The sequence below is a fragment of the Nocardioides zeicaulis genome, from assembly GCF_042432345.1.
Classification (GTDB): Bacteria; Actinomycetota; Actinomycetes; order Propionibacteriales; family Nocardioidaceae; genus Nocardioides; species Nocardioides zeicaulis.
On record NZ_JBHLXH010000001.1, the window covers coordinates 5684 to 23308 of the forward strand.

Here is a 17625-nt window from a genome sequence, read left to right on the forward strand (position 1 = left end):
CCTGCCGCTGGCGACGTACTTCTCCGGGCCCAAGGTGACCTGGATCCTCGACAACGTCGAGGGGGCGCGGGAGAAGGCGGAGGCGGGCGACCTGCTCTTCGGCAACACCGACACGTGGGTGCTGTGGAACCTCACCGGCGGCGCGGAGAACGACGGCGTGCACGTCACCGACGTCACCAACGCCAGCCGCACCATGCTGATGCGCCTGGAGGACCAGAGCTGGGACGAGTCGATCGCCTCCGACATGGGCATCCCGCTGTCGATGCTCCCGGAGATCAAGTCGTCGTCGGAGGTCTACGGCGAGTGCAAGCCCGGCGTGCTCAACGGGACCCCGATCGCGGGGATCCTGGGCGACCAGCAGGCGGCGACCTTCGGCCAGGCCTGCCTGGAGAAGGGCACCGCCAAGAACACCTACGGCACCGGCAACTTCATGCTCCTCAACACCGGCACCGAGCAGGTGCCGAGCGAGAACGGCCTGCTCACCACGGTCTGCTACAAGATCGGCGACCAGGACACCGTCTACGCGCTCGAGGGCTCCATCGCCGTCACCGGTTCGCTCGTGCAGTGGATCCGCGACAACCTCGGCATGATCGGCTCCGCCGCCGAGATCGAGGACCTCGCGATGAAGGTCGAGGACAACGGCGGCGCGTACTTCGTGCCCGCGTTCTCCGGCCTGTTCGCCCCGCACTGGCGCTCGGACGCGCGCGGCGCGCTGGTCGGCCTGACCCGCTTCGTCAACCGCAACCACATCGCCCGCGCGGTGCTGGAGTCGACCGCCTTCCAGACCCGCGAGGTGCTCGACGCGATGAACGCCGACTCGGGCGTCCCGCTCACCGAGCTGCGCGTCGACGGCGGCATGGTCGTCAACGAGACGCTCATGCAGTTCCAGGCCGACATCCTCGGCGTCGACGTCGTCCGACCCAAGGTCGCCGAGACGACGGCCCTGGGTGCGGCGTACGCCGCCGGCCTCGCGGTCGGCTACTGGGAGAACGAGGACGACATCCGCGACAACTGGGGCGAGGACAAGCGCTGGACCCCCCAGATGCCGGAGGAGGAGCGCGAGCGCCTCTACCGCAACTGGAAGAAGGCCGTCACCAAGACCCTCGACTGGGTCGACGACGACGTGGAGTGAGCCTCAGTCGGTGCCGGACTCCATCGCGGCCTGGTCGAGGGCGCGCTCGTCAGAGCCCTCCGAACGGGCCGCGGGGTTGTCGGTGATCCGGTCGTAGCCGCCGGACTCGATCGCGCCGAACAGGGTGCCGTGCTCGACGAGCACCTGGCCCTGGTCGAGCGGCTGCGCGGCGTAGAGCTCGAGCTTGGAGCGCGAGTCGGCGATGTCGAGGTTGCGCAGGGTGAGCTGGCCGATCCGGTCGGTGGGGCCGAACGCGGCGTTCTCGGTGCGCTCCATCGACAGCTTGTCGGGGTGGTAGGAGAACGCGGGGCCGTCGGTGCGCAGGATCGTGTAGTCCTCGCCGCGGCGGAGCCGGAGGGTGACCTCGCCGGTCACGAGGGAGGCGATCCAGCGCTGCACCGACTCGCGGATCATCAGCGCCTGCGGGTCGAGCCAGCGGCCCTCGTAGAGCAGCCGGCCGAGCTTGCGGCCCTCGTTGTGGTACTGCGCGACGGTGTCCTCGTTGTGGATCGCGTTGACCAGCCGCTCGTAGGCGGCGAAGAGCAGCGCCATCGCGGGGGCCTCGTAGATGCCGCGCGACTTGGCCTCGATGATCCGGTTCTCGATCTGGTCGGACATGCCGAGGCCGTGGCGGCCCCCGATCGTGTTGGCCTCGTGGACCAGCGCGACCGGGTCGTCGTAGCGGGTGCCGTTGATCGCGACCGGACGGCCGTGGTCGAAGCGGATCGTGACGTCCTCGGTCTCGATCGCGACCGACGGGTCCCAGAACTTCACGCCCATGATCGGCTCGACGGTCTCGAGGGAGACGTCGAGGTGCTCGAGCGTCTTGGCCTCGTGGGTGGCGCCCCAGATGTTGGCGTCGGTGGAGTACGCCTTCTCCTGGCTGTCGCGGTAGGGCAGGTCGCGCTCGGTGAGCCAGGCGCTCATCTCGTGGCGCCCGCCGAGCTCGGTGACGAAGTCGGCGTCGAGCCACGGCTTGTAGATGCGCAGGTCGGGGTTGGCGAGCAGGCCGTAGCGGTAGAACCGCTCGATGTCGTTGCCCTTGAAGGTCGACCCGTCGCCCCAGATGTTGACGCCGTCGTCGTGCATCGCGCGGACCAGCATGGTGCCGGTGACGGCACGGCCCAGCGGCGTGGTGTTGAAGTACTGGCGTCCGCCGGAGCGGATGTGGAAGGCGCCGCACGCCAGCGCGGCGAGGCCCTGCTCGACGAGCTGGGTCTTGCAGTCGACGGCGCGGGCCAGCTCGGCGCCGTACTGCATAGCGCGCGAGGGCACGCCGGAGATGTCGGGCTCGTCGTACTGGCCGATGTCGGCGGTGTAGGTGCACGGGACCGCACCCTTGGCGCGCATCCAGGCGACGGCGACGGAGGTGTCGAGGCCGCCGGAGAAGGCGATGCCGACGCGCTCGCCGACGGGGAGGGAGGTGAGGACCTTGCTCACGGGGTGTCCTTTGCAGTGCTCGGGTGGGTGGTGCCGGTGTGGTGGTGGTCGTTGGCGAGGTCGAGGAACCGCTGCGCGAGGGCGTCGCCGCCCTGCGGGTCACGGCCGATGACCAGGAGGGTGTCGTCCCCGGCGATGGTGCCCAGGACGTCGCCGAGGTCGGCCTTGTCGAAGGCGCTGGCGAGGAACTGCGCGGCGCCCGGGGGCGTGCGGAGGACGACGAGGTTGGCGCTGGCCTCCGCGCTGACGAGGAGCTCGGCGCACAGCCGGGCCAGCCGCTCGCGTCCGGCTGCGCTCTCGCGGGGTGCCTGGGCGGACCGGTCGCCGCCCTCGCCGGGGACGGCGTAGACCAGCGCCCCGTCGGTGCCGCGCACCTTGACCGCGTCGAGCTCGTCGAGGTCGCGGCTCAGCGTGGCCTGGGTGACCCGGACGCCGTGGTCGGCCAGGAGCTGGGCGAGCTCGGTCTGGGAGCGCACGGGCTGGGAGGTCACGATGTCGACGATCCGCTGGTGGCGCGCGCCCTTGGTCAGGGGGGTCATGGCGCTCATGAGTGTTCCAGCAGCCAGGTGAGCACGGCCTTCTGGGCGTGCCGGCGGTTCTCCGCCTCGTCCCACACCACCGACTGCGGACCCTCGATCACGGCCTCGGAGATCTCCTTGCCGCGGTAGGCCGGCAGGCAGTGCATGACGATCGCGTCGTCGGCGGCGTGGGCGAGCAGCTCGTCGGTGACGCCGTAGGGCGGGAAGATCCGCATCCGCTCCCGCGCCTCCTCCTCGCGGCCCATGCTGACCCACGAGTCGGTGACCACGACGTCGGCGCCCGCGACGGCCTCCGCCGGGTCGGTGGTGAGCCCGACCGAGCCGCCCGTGTCCTGGGCGACCTCCCGGGCCCGGGCCACGACGTCGGCGTCGGGGCTGAAGCCGTCCGGCGCCCCGACGACGACGTGCAGTCCGGCGGCGGCCCCGGCGAGCACCCAGGAGTTGCCCATGTTGCAGGCGCCGTCGCCCACGAAGGCGACGCGGACGCCGGCGAGGCGACCCTTGTGCTCGCGCACGGTCTGGAGGTCGGCCAGCAGCTGGCACGGGTGGAACTCGTCGGTCAGCGCGTTGAGGACGGGAACGCCGGCGTGCTCGGACATGGTGACGACGTCGCTCTGGTGGGCGGTGCGCCACACGATCGCGGAGGCCTGGCGCCCGAGGACACGGGCGACGTCCTCGACGCCCTCGCGCGAGCCCATCGCGGCGAGGCCGCCGTCGACGGTCATCGGGTTGCCACCGAGCTCGGCGATGCCGGCCGCGAACGACACCTGCGTGCGCAGCGTCGGCCGGTCGAAGACGAGCGCGACCGTGTGCGGGCCGGCCAGCGGCTTGTGGCCGAAGGGGTCGGCCTTCATCGCGTCGGCCAGGTCCAGCACCTCGAGCAGCTCGGCGGGCGACAGGTCGTCGTCGCGGAGGAAGTGGCGGGTCATGAGGACGTCTCCTGGGCGTGGGCGGCGCGGGCGTGGTCGAGGACGGTGGGCAGCGCCCGGGCGACGACGTCGAGGTCGGCGTCGGTGATCACCAGGGGCGGGACGAAGCGCAGGCGGCTGGGTCCGGTGGCGTTGACCACCAGCCCGGCGTCGCGCCCCGCCGCCACCGCGTGGGGCGCGTAGGGGCCGTCGAGTTCGGCGCCGCGCATCAGGCCGGCGCCGGTGACGGCGACGACGCCGTCCAGCCCGGCGAGCAGCGCGGCCAGCCGGTCGCCCTGCGTGGTGGCCGCCGCGAGGAGCCCGTCGGCCTCGACCGTGGCGAGGACCGCGAGCGCCGCGGCGGCGGCGACCGGGTTGCCGCCGAAGGTGGTGCCGTGGTTGCCGGGCTGCAGGAGGGTGGCCGCTGCCCCGCGCGCGACGGTCGCGCCGATCGGCATGCCGCCGCCGAGGCCCTTGGCCAACGTGACGACGTCCGGCTCGACGCCGTCGAGCAGCTGGTGGGCGAACCAGGCGCCGGTCCGGGCGATGCCGGTCTGCACCTCGTCGAGCCACAGCAGCGCGCCGTGCTCGCGGGCGATCCGCTGGGCGGCCGCGAGGTAGTCGGGCGACGGGACGACGACGCCGGCCTCGCCCTGGATCGGCTCCAGCACGACCGCGGCGACGGTCTCGTCGACCGCCGCCTCGAGGGCGGCGACGTCGTCGTAGGGGACGAAGGTGACGTCTCCCGGGAGCGGGGCGAAGGGCTCGCGATAGGCAGCCTTCGACGTCAGCGCCAGCGCGCCCATCGTCCGGCCGTGGAACGAGCCCTCGGCCGCCACGAGCCGGGTGCGGCCGGTGCGCCGGGTGAGCTTGAGCGCGGCCTCGTTGGCCTCCGCGCCGGAGTTGCTGAGGAAGACCCGGCCCTCACCGGTCCAGCCGAGGAGCTCGAGGAGCCGCTCGGCGAGCCGGACCTGCGGCTCGGTGGCGAAGAAGTTGGACACGTGGCCGAGCGTCTGCAGCTGGGTGGTGACCGCCTCGACCAGGGCGGGGTGGGCGTGGCCGAGGGCGTTGACCGCGATGCCGCCGAGCAGGTCGACGTACTCCTTGCCGTCGGTGTCCCACACGCGAGCGCCCCGGCCTCGGGCGAGGGCGATCGCGGGCGGGCCGAACGTGTTCATGACCGCGTCGGCGTACCGGTCCTTCAGGTCGCTCATGACGGGTCCTCCGCGGAGTAGGCCTTGCGCAGCTTGGTGGGGACGCCCGGGAGCACCTGGGTGCCGACTCCCTCGTCGGTGAAGATCTCGAGCAGCACCGCGTGCGGCTCGCGGCCGTCGACGACGGTCGCCCGCGGCACTCCCCCGGTGACCGCCTCGTGGCAGGCGCGCATCTTCGGGACCATCCCGGCGTCGAGCATCGGGAGCATCTCGGCGAGGCTCTCGGGGCTGATCTCCTGGATCAGGTCGTCGGAGTTGCCGTAGTCGCGGTAGAGGCCCTCGACGTCGGTGAGCACGAGCAGCTTCTCCGCCCCCAGCGCGACCGCGAGGGCGGCCGCGGCCGTGTCGGCGTTGACGTTGTGCACGCGCCCGTCGGCGTCGGGGGCGACCGAGCTGACGACCGGGACGCGACCGGCCTCGATGAGGTCGAGGACCGCCTCGGGCCGGACCTCGGCGACCTCGCCGACCAGGCCGAGGTCGACCTCCTCGCCGTCGACGACCGTGCTGGTCGCCACGGCCCGGAAGAGCCCGGCGTCCTCACCGGACAGCCCGACCGCGAGCGCACCGTGCTGGTTGATGAGGCCGACGAGCTCGCGCTGCACCTGCCCGACGAGCACCATGCGGACGACGTCCATCGCCTCCGGCGTCGTGACGCGCAGGCCGCCGCGGAACTCGGAGCGGATCCCGAGCCTGTCGAGCATCCGCGAGATCTGCGGGCCGCCGCCGTGGACGACGACGGGCTTGAAGCCGGCGAAGCGGAGGAAGGCGATGTCCTCGGCGAACGCGACCTTGAGCGCGTCGTCGGTCATGGCGTTGCCGCCGTACTTCACCACGATCGTGCGGCCGTGGTAGCGCTTGAGCCACGGCAGCGCGGCGGCGAGGGTGCGGGCCTTCGCCGGGTCGGGCCGGGGCGGGGACGGGGCGACGGGGTGGGGGTCCTGGGTGTTCTCGGGCTGGCTCATGAGCTGTAGGCGCTGTTCTCGTGGACGTAGGCGTGGGTGAGGTCGTTGGTCCAGACGGTGGCGCGGGCGTCGCCGGACTTGAGGTCGATGGTCACGCTGACCTCGCGGCCGGTGAGGTCCACCGTGGCGGGGTCCTCCGCCGGGGTGGAGCTGCGGCAGACCCAGACGCCGTTCATCGCGACGTCGAGGTCGGCGGGGTCGAACTGCGCCCGCGTGGTGCCGATGGAGGCCAGGACCCGGCCCCAGTTGGGGTCGTTGCCGAAGACCGCGGCCTTGAACAGGTTGCTGCGGGCCACGCTGCGGCTGACCTCGACCGCCTCCTCCTCGCTCGCGGCGTGGAGGGTGGTGATCGCGATCTCGTGGTCGGCGCCCTCGGCGTCCTTGAGCAGCTGCATCGCCAGGTCGGTGCAGGCCTGGGTCAGCGCGGCGGTGAAGTCCTCCGGGGTCGGCGTGATGCCGCTGGCGCCGCTGGCCATGACCGTGACGGTGTCGTTGGTGGACATGCAGCCGTCGGAGTCGAGCCGGTCGAAGCTGACGCGGGTCGCGGCGCGCAGCGCGGCGTCGAGCTCGGCGGCCGGGACGACCGCGTCGGTGGTGAGGACGACCAGCATCGTGGCGAGCTGCGGGGCGAGCATGCCCGCGCCCTTCGCCATGCCGCCGATCGACCAGCCGGCGCCCTCGACGACGGTGTTCTTGCTGACCGAGTCGGTGGTCATGATCGCCTCGGCGGCCGACGCTCCGCCGTCGGCGGACAGCGCGGCGGTGGCGGCTCGTACGCCGGCCAGGAGGTCGCCGCGGTCGTTGACCAGCCCGATCAGGCCGGTCGAGCACACGACGACGTCGATGGCGCCGATCCCGAGCCCGGCGGCGACCTCCTCGGCCACGGCGTGCGTGGTCTGGAAGCCCTCCGGCCCGGTGTAGCAGTTGGCGCCGCCGGAGTTGAGCACGACCGCCTTCACCGTGCCGTCCTTGACGACCTCCTGGCTCCACAGGACGGGGTTGGCCTTGCAGCGGTTGGCGGTGAAGACGGTGGCGGAGTCGAAGGTGGGCCCGTGGTTGACGACCAGGGCGAGGTCCTTGGCGCCGGTGGCCTTGAGCCCGGCGGCGACGCCGGCCGCGGTGAAGCCGGCGGGGTGGGTGGTGGTCATTACGGTGCGAGTCCGATCGTGGAGAGCCCGGTGGCCTCGTCGAGGCCCAGGGCGAGGTTCATGCACTGGACGGCGGCGCCGGCGGTGCCCTTGGCCAGGTTGTCGACCACGGCCACCGCCACGAGTCGTCGTACGCGCTCGTCGACCGCGACCTGCACCTGCACGGCGTTGGAGCCGAGCACGGACTGGGTCTGCGGCCACTGGTCCTCGGGGAGGACGTGCACGAAGGGCTCGTCGGCGTAGGCCGACACGTAGGCGTCGCGGACCTGCTCGGCGGTCACTCCCGTGAGCAGGGGTGCCTGCACCGTCGCGAGGATGCCGCGCGACATCGGCACGAGCAGCGGCGTGAAGCCGACCCGGACCGGCGTGCCGGTGAGCCCGCTGAGGTTCTGGACGATCTCGGGCGTGTGCCGGTGGCTGCCACCGACGCCGTAGGCGCTGGCGTTGCCCATCACCTCGCTGCCGAGCAGGTGCGTCTTGGCGGCCTTGCCCGCGCCGCTGGTGCCCGAGGCGGCGACGACCGTGACGTCCGGCTCGACGAGTCCTGCCGCGAGCGCAGGGACGACGGCGAGCGTGGACACCGTCGGGTAGCAGCCCGGCACGGCGATGCGCCGTGCCCCGCGGAGCAGCTCGCGCTGGCCGGGCAGCTCGGGCAGGCCGTAGGGCCACGAGCCGGCGTGCTCGCCACCGTAGAAGGCCTGCCACTCCCCCGGGTCGGTGAGCCGGAAGTCGGCGCCGCAGTCGACGACGACCACGTCGTCGCCCAGGGCACGGGCGATCGACGCGGACTGCCCGTGGGGCAGGCCGAGGAAGACGACGTCGTGGCCGGCCAGGGTCTCAGCGGTGGTGTCGGCCAGGACGCGGTCGGCGAGCGGCAGCAGGTGCGGCTGGAGCGACCCGAGGCGCTCGCCGGCGTTGCTGCCCGCGGTGACCGCGCCGATCTCGACGCCCGGGTGGCCGAGCAGCAGGCGCAGCACCTCACCCCCGGCGTACCCGCTGGCTCCGGCGACGGCGACTGATGCGGACATGTGCATGACTATACATAACTCTGCATGAGCGTGCGAACCGGACACGGGAACGCACGCGACCGCGGTCGGCTCCCTCCCCTACGGTGGCCGGGTGACCCGTCTCGCACCCGATGCCTACCTGTCCGCCATCCGCTCCGAGTCCGCCCTGTTCCGCACCGCGCTGGCGGGCTGCGACCCCGACGCGCGCGTCCCGGCCTGTCCCGACTGGAGCGCCGCCGACCTGCTCTGGCACCTCGCGACGGTCCAGCGGTGGTGGGCCGAGGTCGTCCGCGCCCGCCCCGAGCGCCCCGAGGAGGTCGAGCCCCAGCGCCCGGAGTCGTACGTGGAGCTCCTCACCACGTTCGACGCGTGGTCGACCGACCTCGCCGTCGCGCTGGAGGCCGCAGACCCGCGCGACGAGGCCTGGAACTGGTCGGAGGACCACACCGTCGGCTTCATCCTGCGCCGGCAGCGCACGAGGCGCTCGTCCACCGGGTGGACGCCGAGCAGACGGCCGGGCTGACGAGCGAGGTCGGTGCGGCCCTGGCCGCGGACGGCGTGCACGAGTGCCTCGACGTCATGTACGGCGGGATGCCGTCGTGGGGTTCCTGGGAGCCCGGCGAGGGCCTGGTCCGGGTCGACGTCACCGACACCGGGGACGCCTTCTGGGTGCGCTTCGGGACGTTCTCGGGCACCGACCCCGAGAGCGGGACGTCGTACGCCGGCGAGGAGGACTTCCACGTGGTGGAGGCGCCGGACGACCCCGACCTCGAGCCCGACGTGGTCGTCGACGGGACGGCCGCGACCCTCGACCTGTGGCTGTGGGACCGCACGGACGACGCCGGGGTGTCGACGGCCGGCGACCGCGACGTGCTGGCGCGGTTCCGGGCGGTCGTGGGGTCCCCGATCACCTGAGGCCGGACGTGCGCTGGGCCTTGAGTCTCCAGGAGACTCAAGGCCCAGTGCGGGGTCGGGGGGGTGCGGCTCAGGCGCGCTGCACGGCCCCGGTGCGCTCCGCGGCGACCTTCACCGCGGCGTCGCGCGCCGCTGCGGCCTCGCCCTCCTTGAGGGTCCGGTCGGGCGCCCGGAAGCGCAGGGCGTAGGCCAGCGACTTCTTCCCCTCGCCGACCTGCGGGCCGGTGAAGACGTCGAAGAGCCGGAGCGACTCGAGCAGCTCGCCCGCGCCCTCGCGCAGCGCCGCCTCGACGTCGGCGGCCGGCACGGACGCGTCGACGACGAGCGCGACGTCCTCCTTGGCGACCGGGTACGACGAGAAGGCGGGCGCCGGACGCAGGTGGACCGCCCGGGCGATGAGCGCGTCGAGGTCCACCTCGGCGGCGACCGTGCGCTGGGGCAGTCCGAACGCCTCGCAGACCTTCGGGTGGACCTCACCGGCGTGGCCGACCACCTCGCCGTCCACGGAGAGCGCGGCGCAGCGGCCGGGGTGCCAGGGCGCCCGCGACGCGGCTGCAGCGGTGAGCTCGAGGCCCAGCGCGTCGGCGACGGCGCGCACCGCGTCGACCGCGTCGGCCCACGAGACCCGCGCCGCCTGGCCCCACCAGCCGTCGCTCGTCACGGCGCCCGAGGCGACCAGCGCGAGGTGGAGCGGCTGGGCGGGGAGAGCGGCGTCGAGCGCGGCGAGCTCCTCGTCGGTCGGCCGTCGGTCCACCGGCAGGATCGGCGCAGGGCCGGCGTGCCGGGGCCGGGTGACGGTGCTGGTCTCGAAGACCGCGAGGTCGGTGGTGCCGTGGCCGACGTTCTTGCCGGCGGTGCGGAGCACGCCCGGCAGCAGCGTCGTGGTCATGAACGGCGCCTCGGCGCTCAGCGGGTTGGTCAGGCGCAGCAGGTCGCGGCGCTCGTCGTCCGCGGCGAGCCCGAGGGCGTCCAGGTCGGGCTCCCCCACGAACGGGAAGCTGACCACCTCGACCCACCCGGCGCCGGCGAGGGTGCGGCCGACGCGCCGGCGCAGCTGCTGGGCCCGGGTCAGGCCGCGGCCGGACGGCGGGGTGGGCAGCACGGACGGGACGCGGTCGTAGCCGACGAGGCGGATGACCTCCTCGGAGAAGTCCTGCTCGTCGGTGAGGTCGGGGCGCCAGGGCGGCGGGGTGACCGAGAGGGCGCCGGAGCCCGCACCGGCGACCGAGACCTCGCAGCCGATGGCGCGCAGGCACTCGACGCTGCGCTCCTCGCTGATCTCCATGCCGGACACCCGGGCGGCCAGGTCGCCGCGCACCTCGATGGTCGGCATCGCCGGCGGCGTGCCGACGACCGTGACGCCGGGGTGGGCGGTGGCGCCGCCATGCTCGACGAGCAGCTCGACCACCCGGTCGGCGGCCGCCTCGCAGATGGTCGGGTCGACGCCGCGCTCGTTGCGCTTGCCGGCCTCGGACGTGATCTTGTGGCGACGGCCGGTGCGGAACATCGACACGGCGTCCCAGTGGGCGGCCTCGACGAGCACCGACGTGGTGGTGCCGGAGATCTCGGTGGTCTCGCCGCCCATCACGCCGCCGAGCCCGATGATGCCGGAGTCGTCGGTGACGACGAGGTCGCCCGGGTCGAGCACGCGCTTCGCCCCGTCGAGGGTGGTCAGCGTCTCGCCCTGCCGGGCACGGCGCACGACGAGCGTGCCCTGCACCTTGTCGGCGTCGTAGCCGTGGATCGGGCGACCCGTCTCGAGCATCACGTAGTTGGTGACGTCGACGGCGAGGGAGATCGGTCGCATGCCCGCCGCGGTGATCCGACGGACCATGAAGTCGGGGGTGGGCGCGCTGGGGTCGAAGCCGGTGACCGTGCGCGCGACGAACACCGGGCACCCCTCGGCGTCCTCGACGACCACCGGGTGACCATCGGCGTCGGCTGCGGGGGTGTCGCGGTCGGCGGGGTCGCGGAAGCCGCTCGCCCCCTCCACCGAGACCAGCACCTCGCGAGCGATGCCGCGGATCGACAGGGCGTACGCCCGGTCGGGGTTGATCTCGAACTCGATGGTCTCCTCGTCGAGGCCCAGCAGCGGACGGACGTCCTGGCCGGGCTCGCCCGCGCCCTCGGGCAGCACGATGATGCCGTCGTGGTCGTCGCCGAGGCCCAGCTCGCGGGCCGAGCAGATCATTCCGGCGGACAGGTGCCCGTAGGTCTTGCGGGCGCCGATCTCGAACCCGCCGGGCAGCACGCCGCCGGGCAGCACGGTGACGACGAGGTCGCCCGGGGCGAAGTTGTGCGCCCCGCAGACGATGCCCTGCGGCTCGCCGGTGCCGTTGGCGTCGCCCACGTCGACGGTGCACCAGTTGATCGTCTTGCCGTTCTTCTGCGGCTCGGGCTCCATGGTGAGCACCCGGCCGACCACGAGCGGTCCGGTGATGTCCCGGCCGGGGCTCTCGACGGCCTCGAGCTTGAGGCCGGTGAGGGTGAGCCGGTCGGTGATGTGGTCGGTCGTCGTCCCGGGGGGGACGTCGACGTGGTCAAGGATCCAGGACAGTGGGGCCTTCATGGCTTCTGCGTCCCCTCTCAGATCTCGGTGCCGAAGGCGCTGCTGAACCGGACGTCGCCCTCGAAGAGCGGGCGGAGGTCCTCCAGGTCGTGGCGGAACATGAACGAGCGGTCGATGCCCATGCCGAACGCGAAGCCGCTGTAGACCTCGGGGTCCACGCCGCACGCGACCAGCACGCGCGGGTTGACCACGCCGCAGCCGCCCCACTCGATCCAGCCCTCGCCGCGGCAGGTGCGGCAGCTCGCGGGGTCGACGTTGCGGCACACGAAGCACAGCACGTCGACCTCGGCGGACGGCTCGGTGAAGGGGAAGTACGACGGCCGGAACCGGGTCGTGATGCCGTCGCCGAAGAGCTGGGAGGCGAAGTGGTCGAGCGTGCCCTTGAGGTGGGCCATGGTGATGCCCTCGTCGACGACCAGGCCCTCGACCTGGTGGAACATCGGCGAGTGCGTGGCGTCGTACTCGTCGGTGCGGAAGACCCGTCCCGGGCACACGACGTAGATCGGGGGCGTGCGGGTCAGCATGGTGCGGGCCTGGACCGGAGAGGTCTGCGTGCGCAGCACGACGTGGTCCTCGGCCGGCTCGGTCCAGAACGTGTCCTGCATCGTGCGGGCCGGGTGGTCGGGCCCGAGGTTGAGGGCGTCGAAGTTGAGCCACTCGGCCTCCACGACCGGGCCCTCGGCGACCTCGTAGCCCATGGCGACGAAGAGGTCGGCGATGAGCTCGGACTGCAGCGTCAGCGGGTGGCGCCCGCCACGACGGCGGCGGGTCGTCGGCAACGTGACGTCGACGGTCTCCTCGACCAGCATCCGCTCCTCGTGCTCGGCCTCGAGCACCGCCTGGCGGGCGGCGAGCGCCTGGTTGATGGCGCCGCGCGCCTGGCCGACGCGCTGGCCGGCCTCCTTGCGCGCCTGGGGCGGCAGCGCACCGATCTCGCGGTTCGCGAGGGCGATCGGCGACCGGTCGCCGGCGTGGTCGAGGCGCACCTGCTTGAGCTGGTCGAGGTCGGCAGCGGCGGCGATCGCGGCCAGGGCCGCCTCGCGCACCTCGTCGACCTGGTCGGCCTTGAGCGGGGTCACTTCGACGGGGTCGTAGTCGGTGTTGGGGCCTGACATGGCTCCCTTTCGCGCGGCGTCATCAGGACGCCGCAGATTCTAGGTGGGGACGACGGTCGGGTCGGAGGCCTCCCCGGACCCGGTCAGCGTCAGCAGCCCGACGGACCAGGTCCGGGGCGCAGAAATCGCAGGCTCGTGTCCACGACCGCGATGCTACTCCCCGAACGCCTCCCAGACGCCGGCGCACGGGTCGGTCGGGCCTGCCGTGCCGACGGCGTAGGACGTCTGCTCCTGCGTCGGGAGCAGGCCGAGGTCGGCGAGCGGTCCCTCCGCGCGGCTGCGCGCGAGGTTCCAGGCGCGCGCGTCGTCGAGCGTGTCCGCGCGCATCTCGTTCCAGGGCAGGTACTGCAGGACGCAGCGGGAGACGTCCGCCGGCAGGCGCTGGGCGATCACCGGCGCCGCGTCGGCCGAGAGGTCCTGGAGGTAGCGCAGGTCGATCCTGCCGGTCGCCTCGTAGCGGTCGAGGTTGCGACCGGCCACCCACGCGTCGGGGTTGAGGGCGGCGAGGCCGAGCAGGCCCACCGCCCCGGAGACCAGCGCGACGCGCGGCAGCCACCGTCCGCGCCGGGCGACGCCGGCGACCATGATCGCGAGCACCACGAAGCCGAGCCAGCCCTCGAAGACGTCGACGAAGAGCCGGAGCGTCGTGAAGCCGTAGGCGTCCTGGTAGACCGCCATCCCGCGGAGGGCGGAAACGACGACGAGCAGCGTGAGGGTGCACAGCAGGCCCACCGACCCGAGGAGCCAGCGACGGTCGTCACGGGTGTCGCCCGCCCTGCGGCTCGCGACCCAGACGACGAGCACGGTCAGCGCGGTCGCGAGCGTGAGCTGGCCGAAGCCCTGGTGGACGAACTCGGCGTAGGTCAGCCCCGTCGTCTCGCGGATGTACGCGGAGCCGCCGACGAGGGCGCGTGCCTCGGCCGCGATGAACGAGACGAAGACGAGGTCGACGACGAGCACCGGCACCAGCCACTCGAACCGGTTGGCCAGCGGCTGCGGTCGACGAGCGCCCAGCAGGTCGACCTCGGACGGGTTGAGGGCGAGGTAGGCGGCGCCGAGCGTGACGGCGAAGACGAAGCAGGCGAGGAAGGCTCGCCCGACCAGGTCGTTGAAGGTGAGGCTCGGGACCAGCTGGTCGACCCACGAGCCGAAGACCGGGTTGGCGCTGGCGAAGATGGCGCCGAAGACGCCGAGCCCGAGCAGCGACCAGGCGGCGGTGCGGACGAGTGCGGGCGTGCGTGCCCCGCTGCCGGCCAGCCGCAGCGACCGCGCGAACCACGGCAGCCCACGCAACGACGCGAGGGGCCAGGAGAGCCCGGTCAGCAGGATGCCCGGCACGGTCCGGACTCCCGTGACGCCGCAGAGGAACACGGCAGCGGCGGCGACCAGGCACAGCATCTGCACCCACCACGCGTCGAGCAGGGTCATCGGCAGCACGAGCAGCAGCGCCAGTCCGGCGCAGCCGAGCGTCCAGGGCTCGCGGCGGCGGCGGGCGGTGGCCAGCGCGGCGGCCCCGGAGACGACCGCCACGAGCGTCCAGGTGATCCCCGGTGCGGTGAACGACAGCGCGGCCCCGGCGACGACGCCGGCGGCGGCCGCGGCGAGCACCGTGCGCAGCCCCGGCGGCAGCCCGGGCTCGGGCCAGAAGCGGCCGAACAGGCCGTCGAGCCCGGGTGCGGTCCGCACCTGCTCCGGCGCCTCCGGGACAGTCGGGTGCGGGACGGGTGCGGTCGTGGTCACGGCGGCCTCCTGAGGGCTCGGACGGGCGGGGACGGCAGGGGCATCGGGGACGTCGGGGGCTGCGGGCGCTGCGGCTCGGGTCGTGACCGGCACCTCGAGGCGGAGCCGCGCCCCGGTGCCCCCGACCGGGTCGAGGAAGCGGAGGGTGCCGCCGTGGAGCGCGGCGACCCAGCGGGCGATGGCCAGGCCCAGCCCGGTCCCGCCGGCGCCGTCGGTGCCGAAGCGCTCGAAGACCCGCTCGCGGTCCTGCGGTGCCACCCCTGTGCCGGCGTCGACGACCTCGAGCCACCACGACCGTCCGTCCGACCCGCCGGTGACGGTCACCGCCGTGCCGGCCGGTGCGTGGCGGCCGGCGTTGTCGAGGACGTTGACCAGCAGCTGTCGCAGCCGGTCGGGGTCGGCGCGGACGACCAGGTCGGGCGCGATCTCCACCGCTGTCCGGCCGTCGCGGCCCGCCGAGGCGACCTCGGCGGCCGAGACCTCGACCAGGTCGCGCAGGGCGACCTCGCGGCGGTCGAGATCCACCACGCCGGCCTCGAGCCGGGACAGCCGCAGCAGGTCGTCGGTCAGCCGGCCCAGCCGTTGCGCCTGCGCCAGTGCGGCCTCCAGGTGATCCCCATCGGCCGGCACGACCCCGTCGGCGAGGTTCTCCAGCAGGGCGGTCATGGCGGTCAGCGGGGTGCGCAGCTCGTGGGAGACGGTGGCGATGAGGTCGCGGCGCTCGCGGTCGACGGCCTCGAGGTCCTCGGCCATGGTGTTGAACGCCGCTGCGAGGCGTCCGACCTCGTCGGTCGACGTGGTCCGCACCCGCCCCGAGTAGTCGCCGCGGGCCATCGCCCGCGACACCTCGGCCATCCGCCGCAGCGGCTCGACCATCCCGGCCGCGAGCAGCTGGGTCACCCCCAGCGCGAGCGCGACACTGACCGGGAGCACCAGCCACGGCGAGACGTCGGCCGCGGCGCCGAGCAGGGTGAGCACGACCGCCGTCACGACCGACGCGACGACGAGCAGCCCGAGCTTGGCCTTGATGCTGGAGACCGCCGCCAGCGGCGTGCGCGGCGGACCGGGCGTGGCCGGTGGCGGAAGACTCACAGCTGGTCCTCGAGCGCGTAGCCGACCCCGTGGACCGTGCGGATCCGACCCGCACCGACCTTGCTGCGCAGCGCCTTGACGTGGCTGTCGACGGTGCGGCCCGCGCTCGGCGTGCCCCAGGCATCGCCCCAGTCCCACACCTCGCGCAGCAGCCGTTCGCGGGAGAGCACCTGGCCGGGCTCACGGGCCAGGCAGAGCAGCAGGTCGAACTCCGTCGGCGTGAGGTGCACCGGCTCCCCCGCCACCGTCGTGCGGCGCGCGCCCGGATCCACCCGCAGGTCGCCGACGTCGATGACGGCCGGACGCTCGTGGGCCAGCGCGGCGGCCCGCTCGACCCGGCGCAGCAGCGCTGCGACGCGGGCGACGACCTCGCGCATCGAGAACGGCTTGGTGAGGTAGTCGTCGGCCCCGACGCCGAGGCCGACCAGCACGTCGGCCTCGTCGTCGCGCGCGGTGAGCATCAGCACCGGCACCGGGCGCTCGGCCTGGACCCGCCGGCAGACCTCGAGGCCGTCGAGGCCCGGCAGCATGACGTCGAGCAGCACCACGTCGGGCCGCCCGGTGCGGGCGAGCTCGACGGCCGACGGGCCGTCGAAGGCCTGCAGCACGTCGTGGCCCTCGGCCCTCATGCGCTGGGCCAGCGCGTCGTTGATGGTGCGCTCGTCCTCGACCACGAGGACCTTGCGGGACGTCATGCCACGACCCTAGGAGCCGCGAGGGGCGGGAGTGGCGGACGACTCGTGGAGGTTGTGTGGAGGTCGACGCCTCAGGCGGGGCGCACGTCCTCGCTGGGCCAGTCGACCATCACCCGTGCGCCGCCACCCGGCGCGTCGGCGATGGTCACCCATCCGCCGTGGGCGCGGGAGAGACCTCCGATGATGTACATCCCGAGCCCGCTGCCACCGGACTCGCCGGTCGTCCAGAACTTCGTGAAGACCCGTCGGCGCAGCTCGACCGGGATGCCGTCGCCCTCGTCGTCGACGATGATCCGGACCCCGTCGAGCTCGGGCGAGGCCACCACGCTCACGCTGACCTGCCCCTGGCCGTGCCGGATGGCGTTCTCGACGAGGTTCGTCACGACCTGGGTGAGCTTGTCGGGGTCGGCGAAGACGTCGGGCAGGTCGTCCTCCACCTCGAGGGTGATCGAGCGCGCCGTCCCGGCCTCGATCGACCCGACCACCCGGCTCACCAGCACCTTGGCCGAGGTCTCGCGCGGGTAGAGCTGCAGCCGTCCGGTGTCGATGCGGGCCACGTCGAGCAGCTCGGCGATGAGGCGCGCGAGGCGGTCGGCGTCGGCGTTGACGGTGGTGAGCATCAGCTTGCGCTGGTCGTCGTTGAGCTTGTCCCAGCGGTTCAGCAGGGCCTGCACGAAACCCTTCACACCGGTGAGCGGCGAGCGGAGCTCGTGGGCGACGGTGGCGACGAGGTCGGAGCGCTCCCGGTCGAGCAGCGCGCGGCCCCGGCCGCTGCGCAGGCCGACCGCGATGCCGGCGACCCGTCCGCGCGGCGCGTCGCGGATCAGCGTGGCGGTGGTGAGCACCTCGTCGCCGGAGGGGTTGAGCCACGACTGCTCGGGCACGGCCCGGACGATGTTGATGCTCTCGAAGGGACGGTTGGCGGCCAGCCACGTGCGCCCGTCCTGGTCGAGCAGCCGGAGGACCTCGTCGAGCGGCCTGCCGAACGCCGCCTCCCGGTCGACGCCGAGCAGCGAGGCGGCCTGCGCGTTGAGGAGCGTCACCACGCCCTCGCGCGTCGCACCGAGGATCCCGTCGGGGTAGAAGTCGGCCAGGGAGTGCAGCCTGCTGGGACCGCTGTCCACCCGCCGCCCGTTGCTGTCCGACACG

15 protein-coding genes are annotated in these 17625 nt (G+C 73.4%); 3 read left to right on the forward strand and 12 right to left on the reverse strand.

Features of this window, described 5'->3' with window-relative positions; all coding sequences use genetic code 11:
- Nucleotides 1-1132 (forward strand): FGGY family carbohydrate kinase (locus ACFFJG_RS00035; RefSeq protein WP_378516569.1); only part of this gene is annotated, 1132 nt, incomplete at its 5' end.
- Nucleotides 1133-1135: 3 nt separating this feature from the next.
- On the opposite strand, the gene argG is transcribed toward ACFFJG_RS00035, so the two are convergent.
- Genes argG through argC form a run of 7 tightly spaced genes read right to left on the reverse strand, consistent with a single transcriptional unit; the run spans nt 1136 to nt 8371 of the window.
- Nucleotides 1136-2572: an argininosuccinate synthase gene (gene argG, locus ACFFJG_RS00040; protein WP_378516570.1), complete on the reverse strand. Its 1437-nt coding sequence runs from the start codon at nt 2570-2572 to the stop codon at nt 1136-1138.
- Entirely contained in the window at nt 2569-3111 is a 543-nt protein-coding gene (locus ACFFJG_RS00045; protein ID WP_378516571.1) for an arginine repressor, read from the reverse strand. Before ACFFJG_RS00045 ends, argG begins: the two co-directional genes overlap by 4 nt.
- Before the next feature lie 5 nt (nt 3112-3116).
- Nucleotides 3117-4040 carry an ornithine carbamoyltransferase gene (gene argF, locus ACFFJG_RS00050; protein WP_378516572.1) on the reverse strand — a complete coding sequence of 308 codons (924 nt, stop codon included), beginning with the start codon at nt 4038-4040 and terminating at the stop codon, nt 3117-3119.
- Nucleotides 4037-5233, reverse strand: a complete 1197-nt coding sequence (locus tag ACFFJG_RS00055; RefSeq protein WP_378516573.1) for an acetylornithine transaminase — start codon at nt 5231-5233, stop codon at nt 4037-4039. The genes argF and ACFFJG_RS00055 overlap by 4 nt, the downstream gene beginning before the upstream one ends.
- Complete coding sequence (gene argB, locus ACFFJG_RS00060; protein WP_378516574.1) at nt 5230-6195, reverse strand: acetylglutamate kinase; 966 nt, start codon at nt 6193-6195, stop codon at nt 5230-5232. Before argB ends, ACFFJG_RS00055 begins: the two co-directional genes overlap by 4 nt.
- Entirely contained in the window at nt 6192-7343 is a 1152-nt protein-coding gene (argJ, locus tag ACFFJG_RS00065) for a bifunctional glutamate N-acetyltransferase/amino-acid acetyltransferase ArgJ (protein WP_378516575.1), read from the reverse strand. Before argJ ends, argB begins: the two co-directional genes overlap by 4 nt.
- Nucleotides 7343-8371 (reverse strand): N-acetyl-gamma-glutamyl-phosphate reductase, encoded by a 1029-nt coding sequence (gene argC / locus ACFFJG_RS00070; RefSeq protein ID WP_378516576.1) that lies wholly within the window; start codon nt 8369-8371, stop codon nt 7343-7345. Before argC ends, argJ begins: the two co-directional genes overlap by 1 nt.
- Nucleotides 8372-8462: 91 nt before the next feature.
- Here argC and ACFFJG_RS00075 point away from each other — a divergent pair, with 91 nt between their 5' ends.
- On the forward strand, nt 8463-8873 hold the full coding sequence (locus ACFFJG_RS00075) for a maleylpyruvate isomerase N-terminal domain-containing protein (RefSeq protein ID WP_378516577.1): 411 nt from the start codon (nt 8463-8465) through the stop codon (nt 8871-8873).
- Entirely contained in the window at nt 8846-9265 is a 420-nt protein-coding gene (locus tag ACFFJG_RS00080; RefSeq protein ID WP_378516578.1) for a hypothetical protein, read from the forward strand. Before ACFFJG_RS00075 ends, ACFFJG_RS00080 begins: the two co-directional genes overlap by 28 nt.
- 70 nt (nt 9266-9335) lie before the next feature.
- On the opposite strand, the gene pheT is transcribed toward ACFFJG_RS00080, so the two are convergent.
- From pheT to ACFFJG_RS00105, 5 genes are all read right to left on the reverse strand, one after another.
- Nucleotides 9336-11834, reverse strand: coding sequence for a phenylalanine--tRNA ligase subunit beta (pheT, locus tag ACFFJG_RS00085; RefSeq protein ID WP_378516579.1), 2499 nt, complete (start codon nt 11832-11834; stop codon nt 9336-9338).
- A 17-nt stretch (nt 11835-11851) separates the two neighbouring features.
- Nucleotides 11852-12949 carry a phenylalanine--tRNA ligase subunit alpha gene (gene pheS, locus ACFFJG_RS00090; RefSeq protein ID WP_378516580.1) on the reverse strand — a complete coding sequence of 366 codons (1098 nt, stop codon included), beginning with the start codon at nt 12947-12949 and terminating at the stop codon, nt 11852-11854.
- Between the two features lie 153 nt (nt 12950-13102).
- Nucleotides 13103-15781, reverse strand: a complete 2679-nt coding sequence (locus ACFFJG_RS00095) for a DUF4153 domain-containing protein (RefSeq protein ID WP_378516581.1) — start codon at nt 15779-15781, stop codon at nt 13103-13105.
- On the reverse strand, nt 15778-16476 hold the full coding sequence (locus ACFFJG_RS00100) for a response regulator transcription factor (RefSeq protein WP_378516582.1): 699 nt from the start codon (nt 16474-16476) through the stop codon (nt 15778-15780). The genes ACFFJG_RS00095 and ACFFJG_RS00100 overlap by 4 nt, the downstream gene beginning before the upstream one ends.
- A 71-nt stretch (nt 16477-16547) precedes the next feature.
- Nucleotides 16548-17624: a sensor histidine kinase gene (locus ACFFJG_RS00105; RefSeq protein WP_378516583.1), complete on the reverse strand. Its 1077-nt coding sequence runs from the start codon at nt 17622-17624 to the stop codon at nt 16548-16550.
- Nucleotide 17625 lies beyond the last annotated feature (1 nt).

What these genes read in the sequence shown, in the direction of transcription:
- ACFFJG_RS00045 (WP_378516571.1), bottom strand. Translation starts at nt 3,111, where the DNA reads ATGACCCCCCTGACCAAGGGCGCGCGCCACCAGCGGATCGTCGACATC.
- argF (WP_378516572.1), bottom strand. Translation starts at nt 4,040, where the DNA reads ATGACCCGCCACTTCCTCCGCGACGACGACCTGTCGCCCGCCGAGCTG.
- ACFFJG_RS00055 (WP_378516573.1), bottom strand. Translation starts at nt 5,233, where the DNA reads ATGAGCGACCTGAAGGACCGGTACGCCGACGCGGTCATGAACACGTTC.
- argB (WP_378516574.1), bottom strand. Translation starts at nt 6,195, where the DNA reads ATGAGCCAGCCCGAGAACACCCAGGACCCCCACCCCGTCGCCCCGTCC.
- argJ (WP_378516575.1), bottom strand. Translation starts at nt 7,343, where the DNA reads ATGACCACCACCCACCCCGCCGGCTTCACCGCGGCCGGCGTCGCCGCC.
- argC (WP_378516576.1), bottom strand. Translation starts at nt 8,371, where the DNA reads ATGTCCGCATCAGTCGCCGTCGCCGGAGCCAGCGGGTACGCCGGGGGT.
- pheT (WP_378516579.1), bottom strand. Translation starts at nt 11,834, where the DNA reads ATGAAGGCCCCACTGTCCTGGATCCTTGACCACGTCGACGTCCCCCCC.
- pheS (WP_378516580.1), bottom strand. Translation starts at nt 12,949, where the DNA reads ATGTCAGGCCCCAACACCGACTACGACCCCGTCGAAGTGACCCCGCTC.
- ACFFJG_RS00100 (WP_378516582.1), bottom strand. Translation starts at nt 16,476, where the DNA reads ATGACGTCCCGCAAGGTCCTCGTGGTCGAGGACGAGCGCACCATCAAC.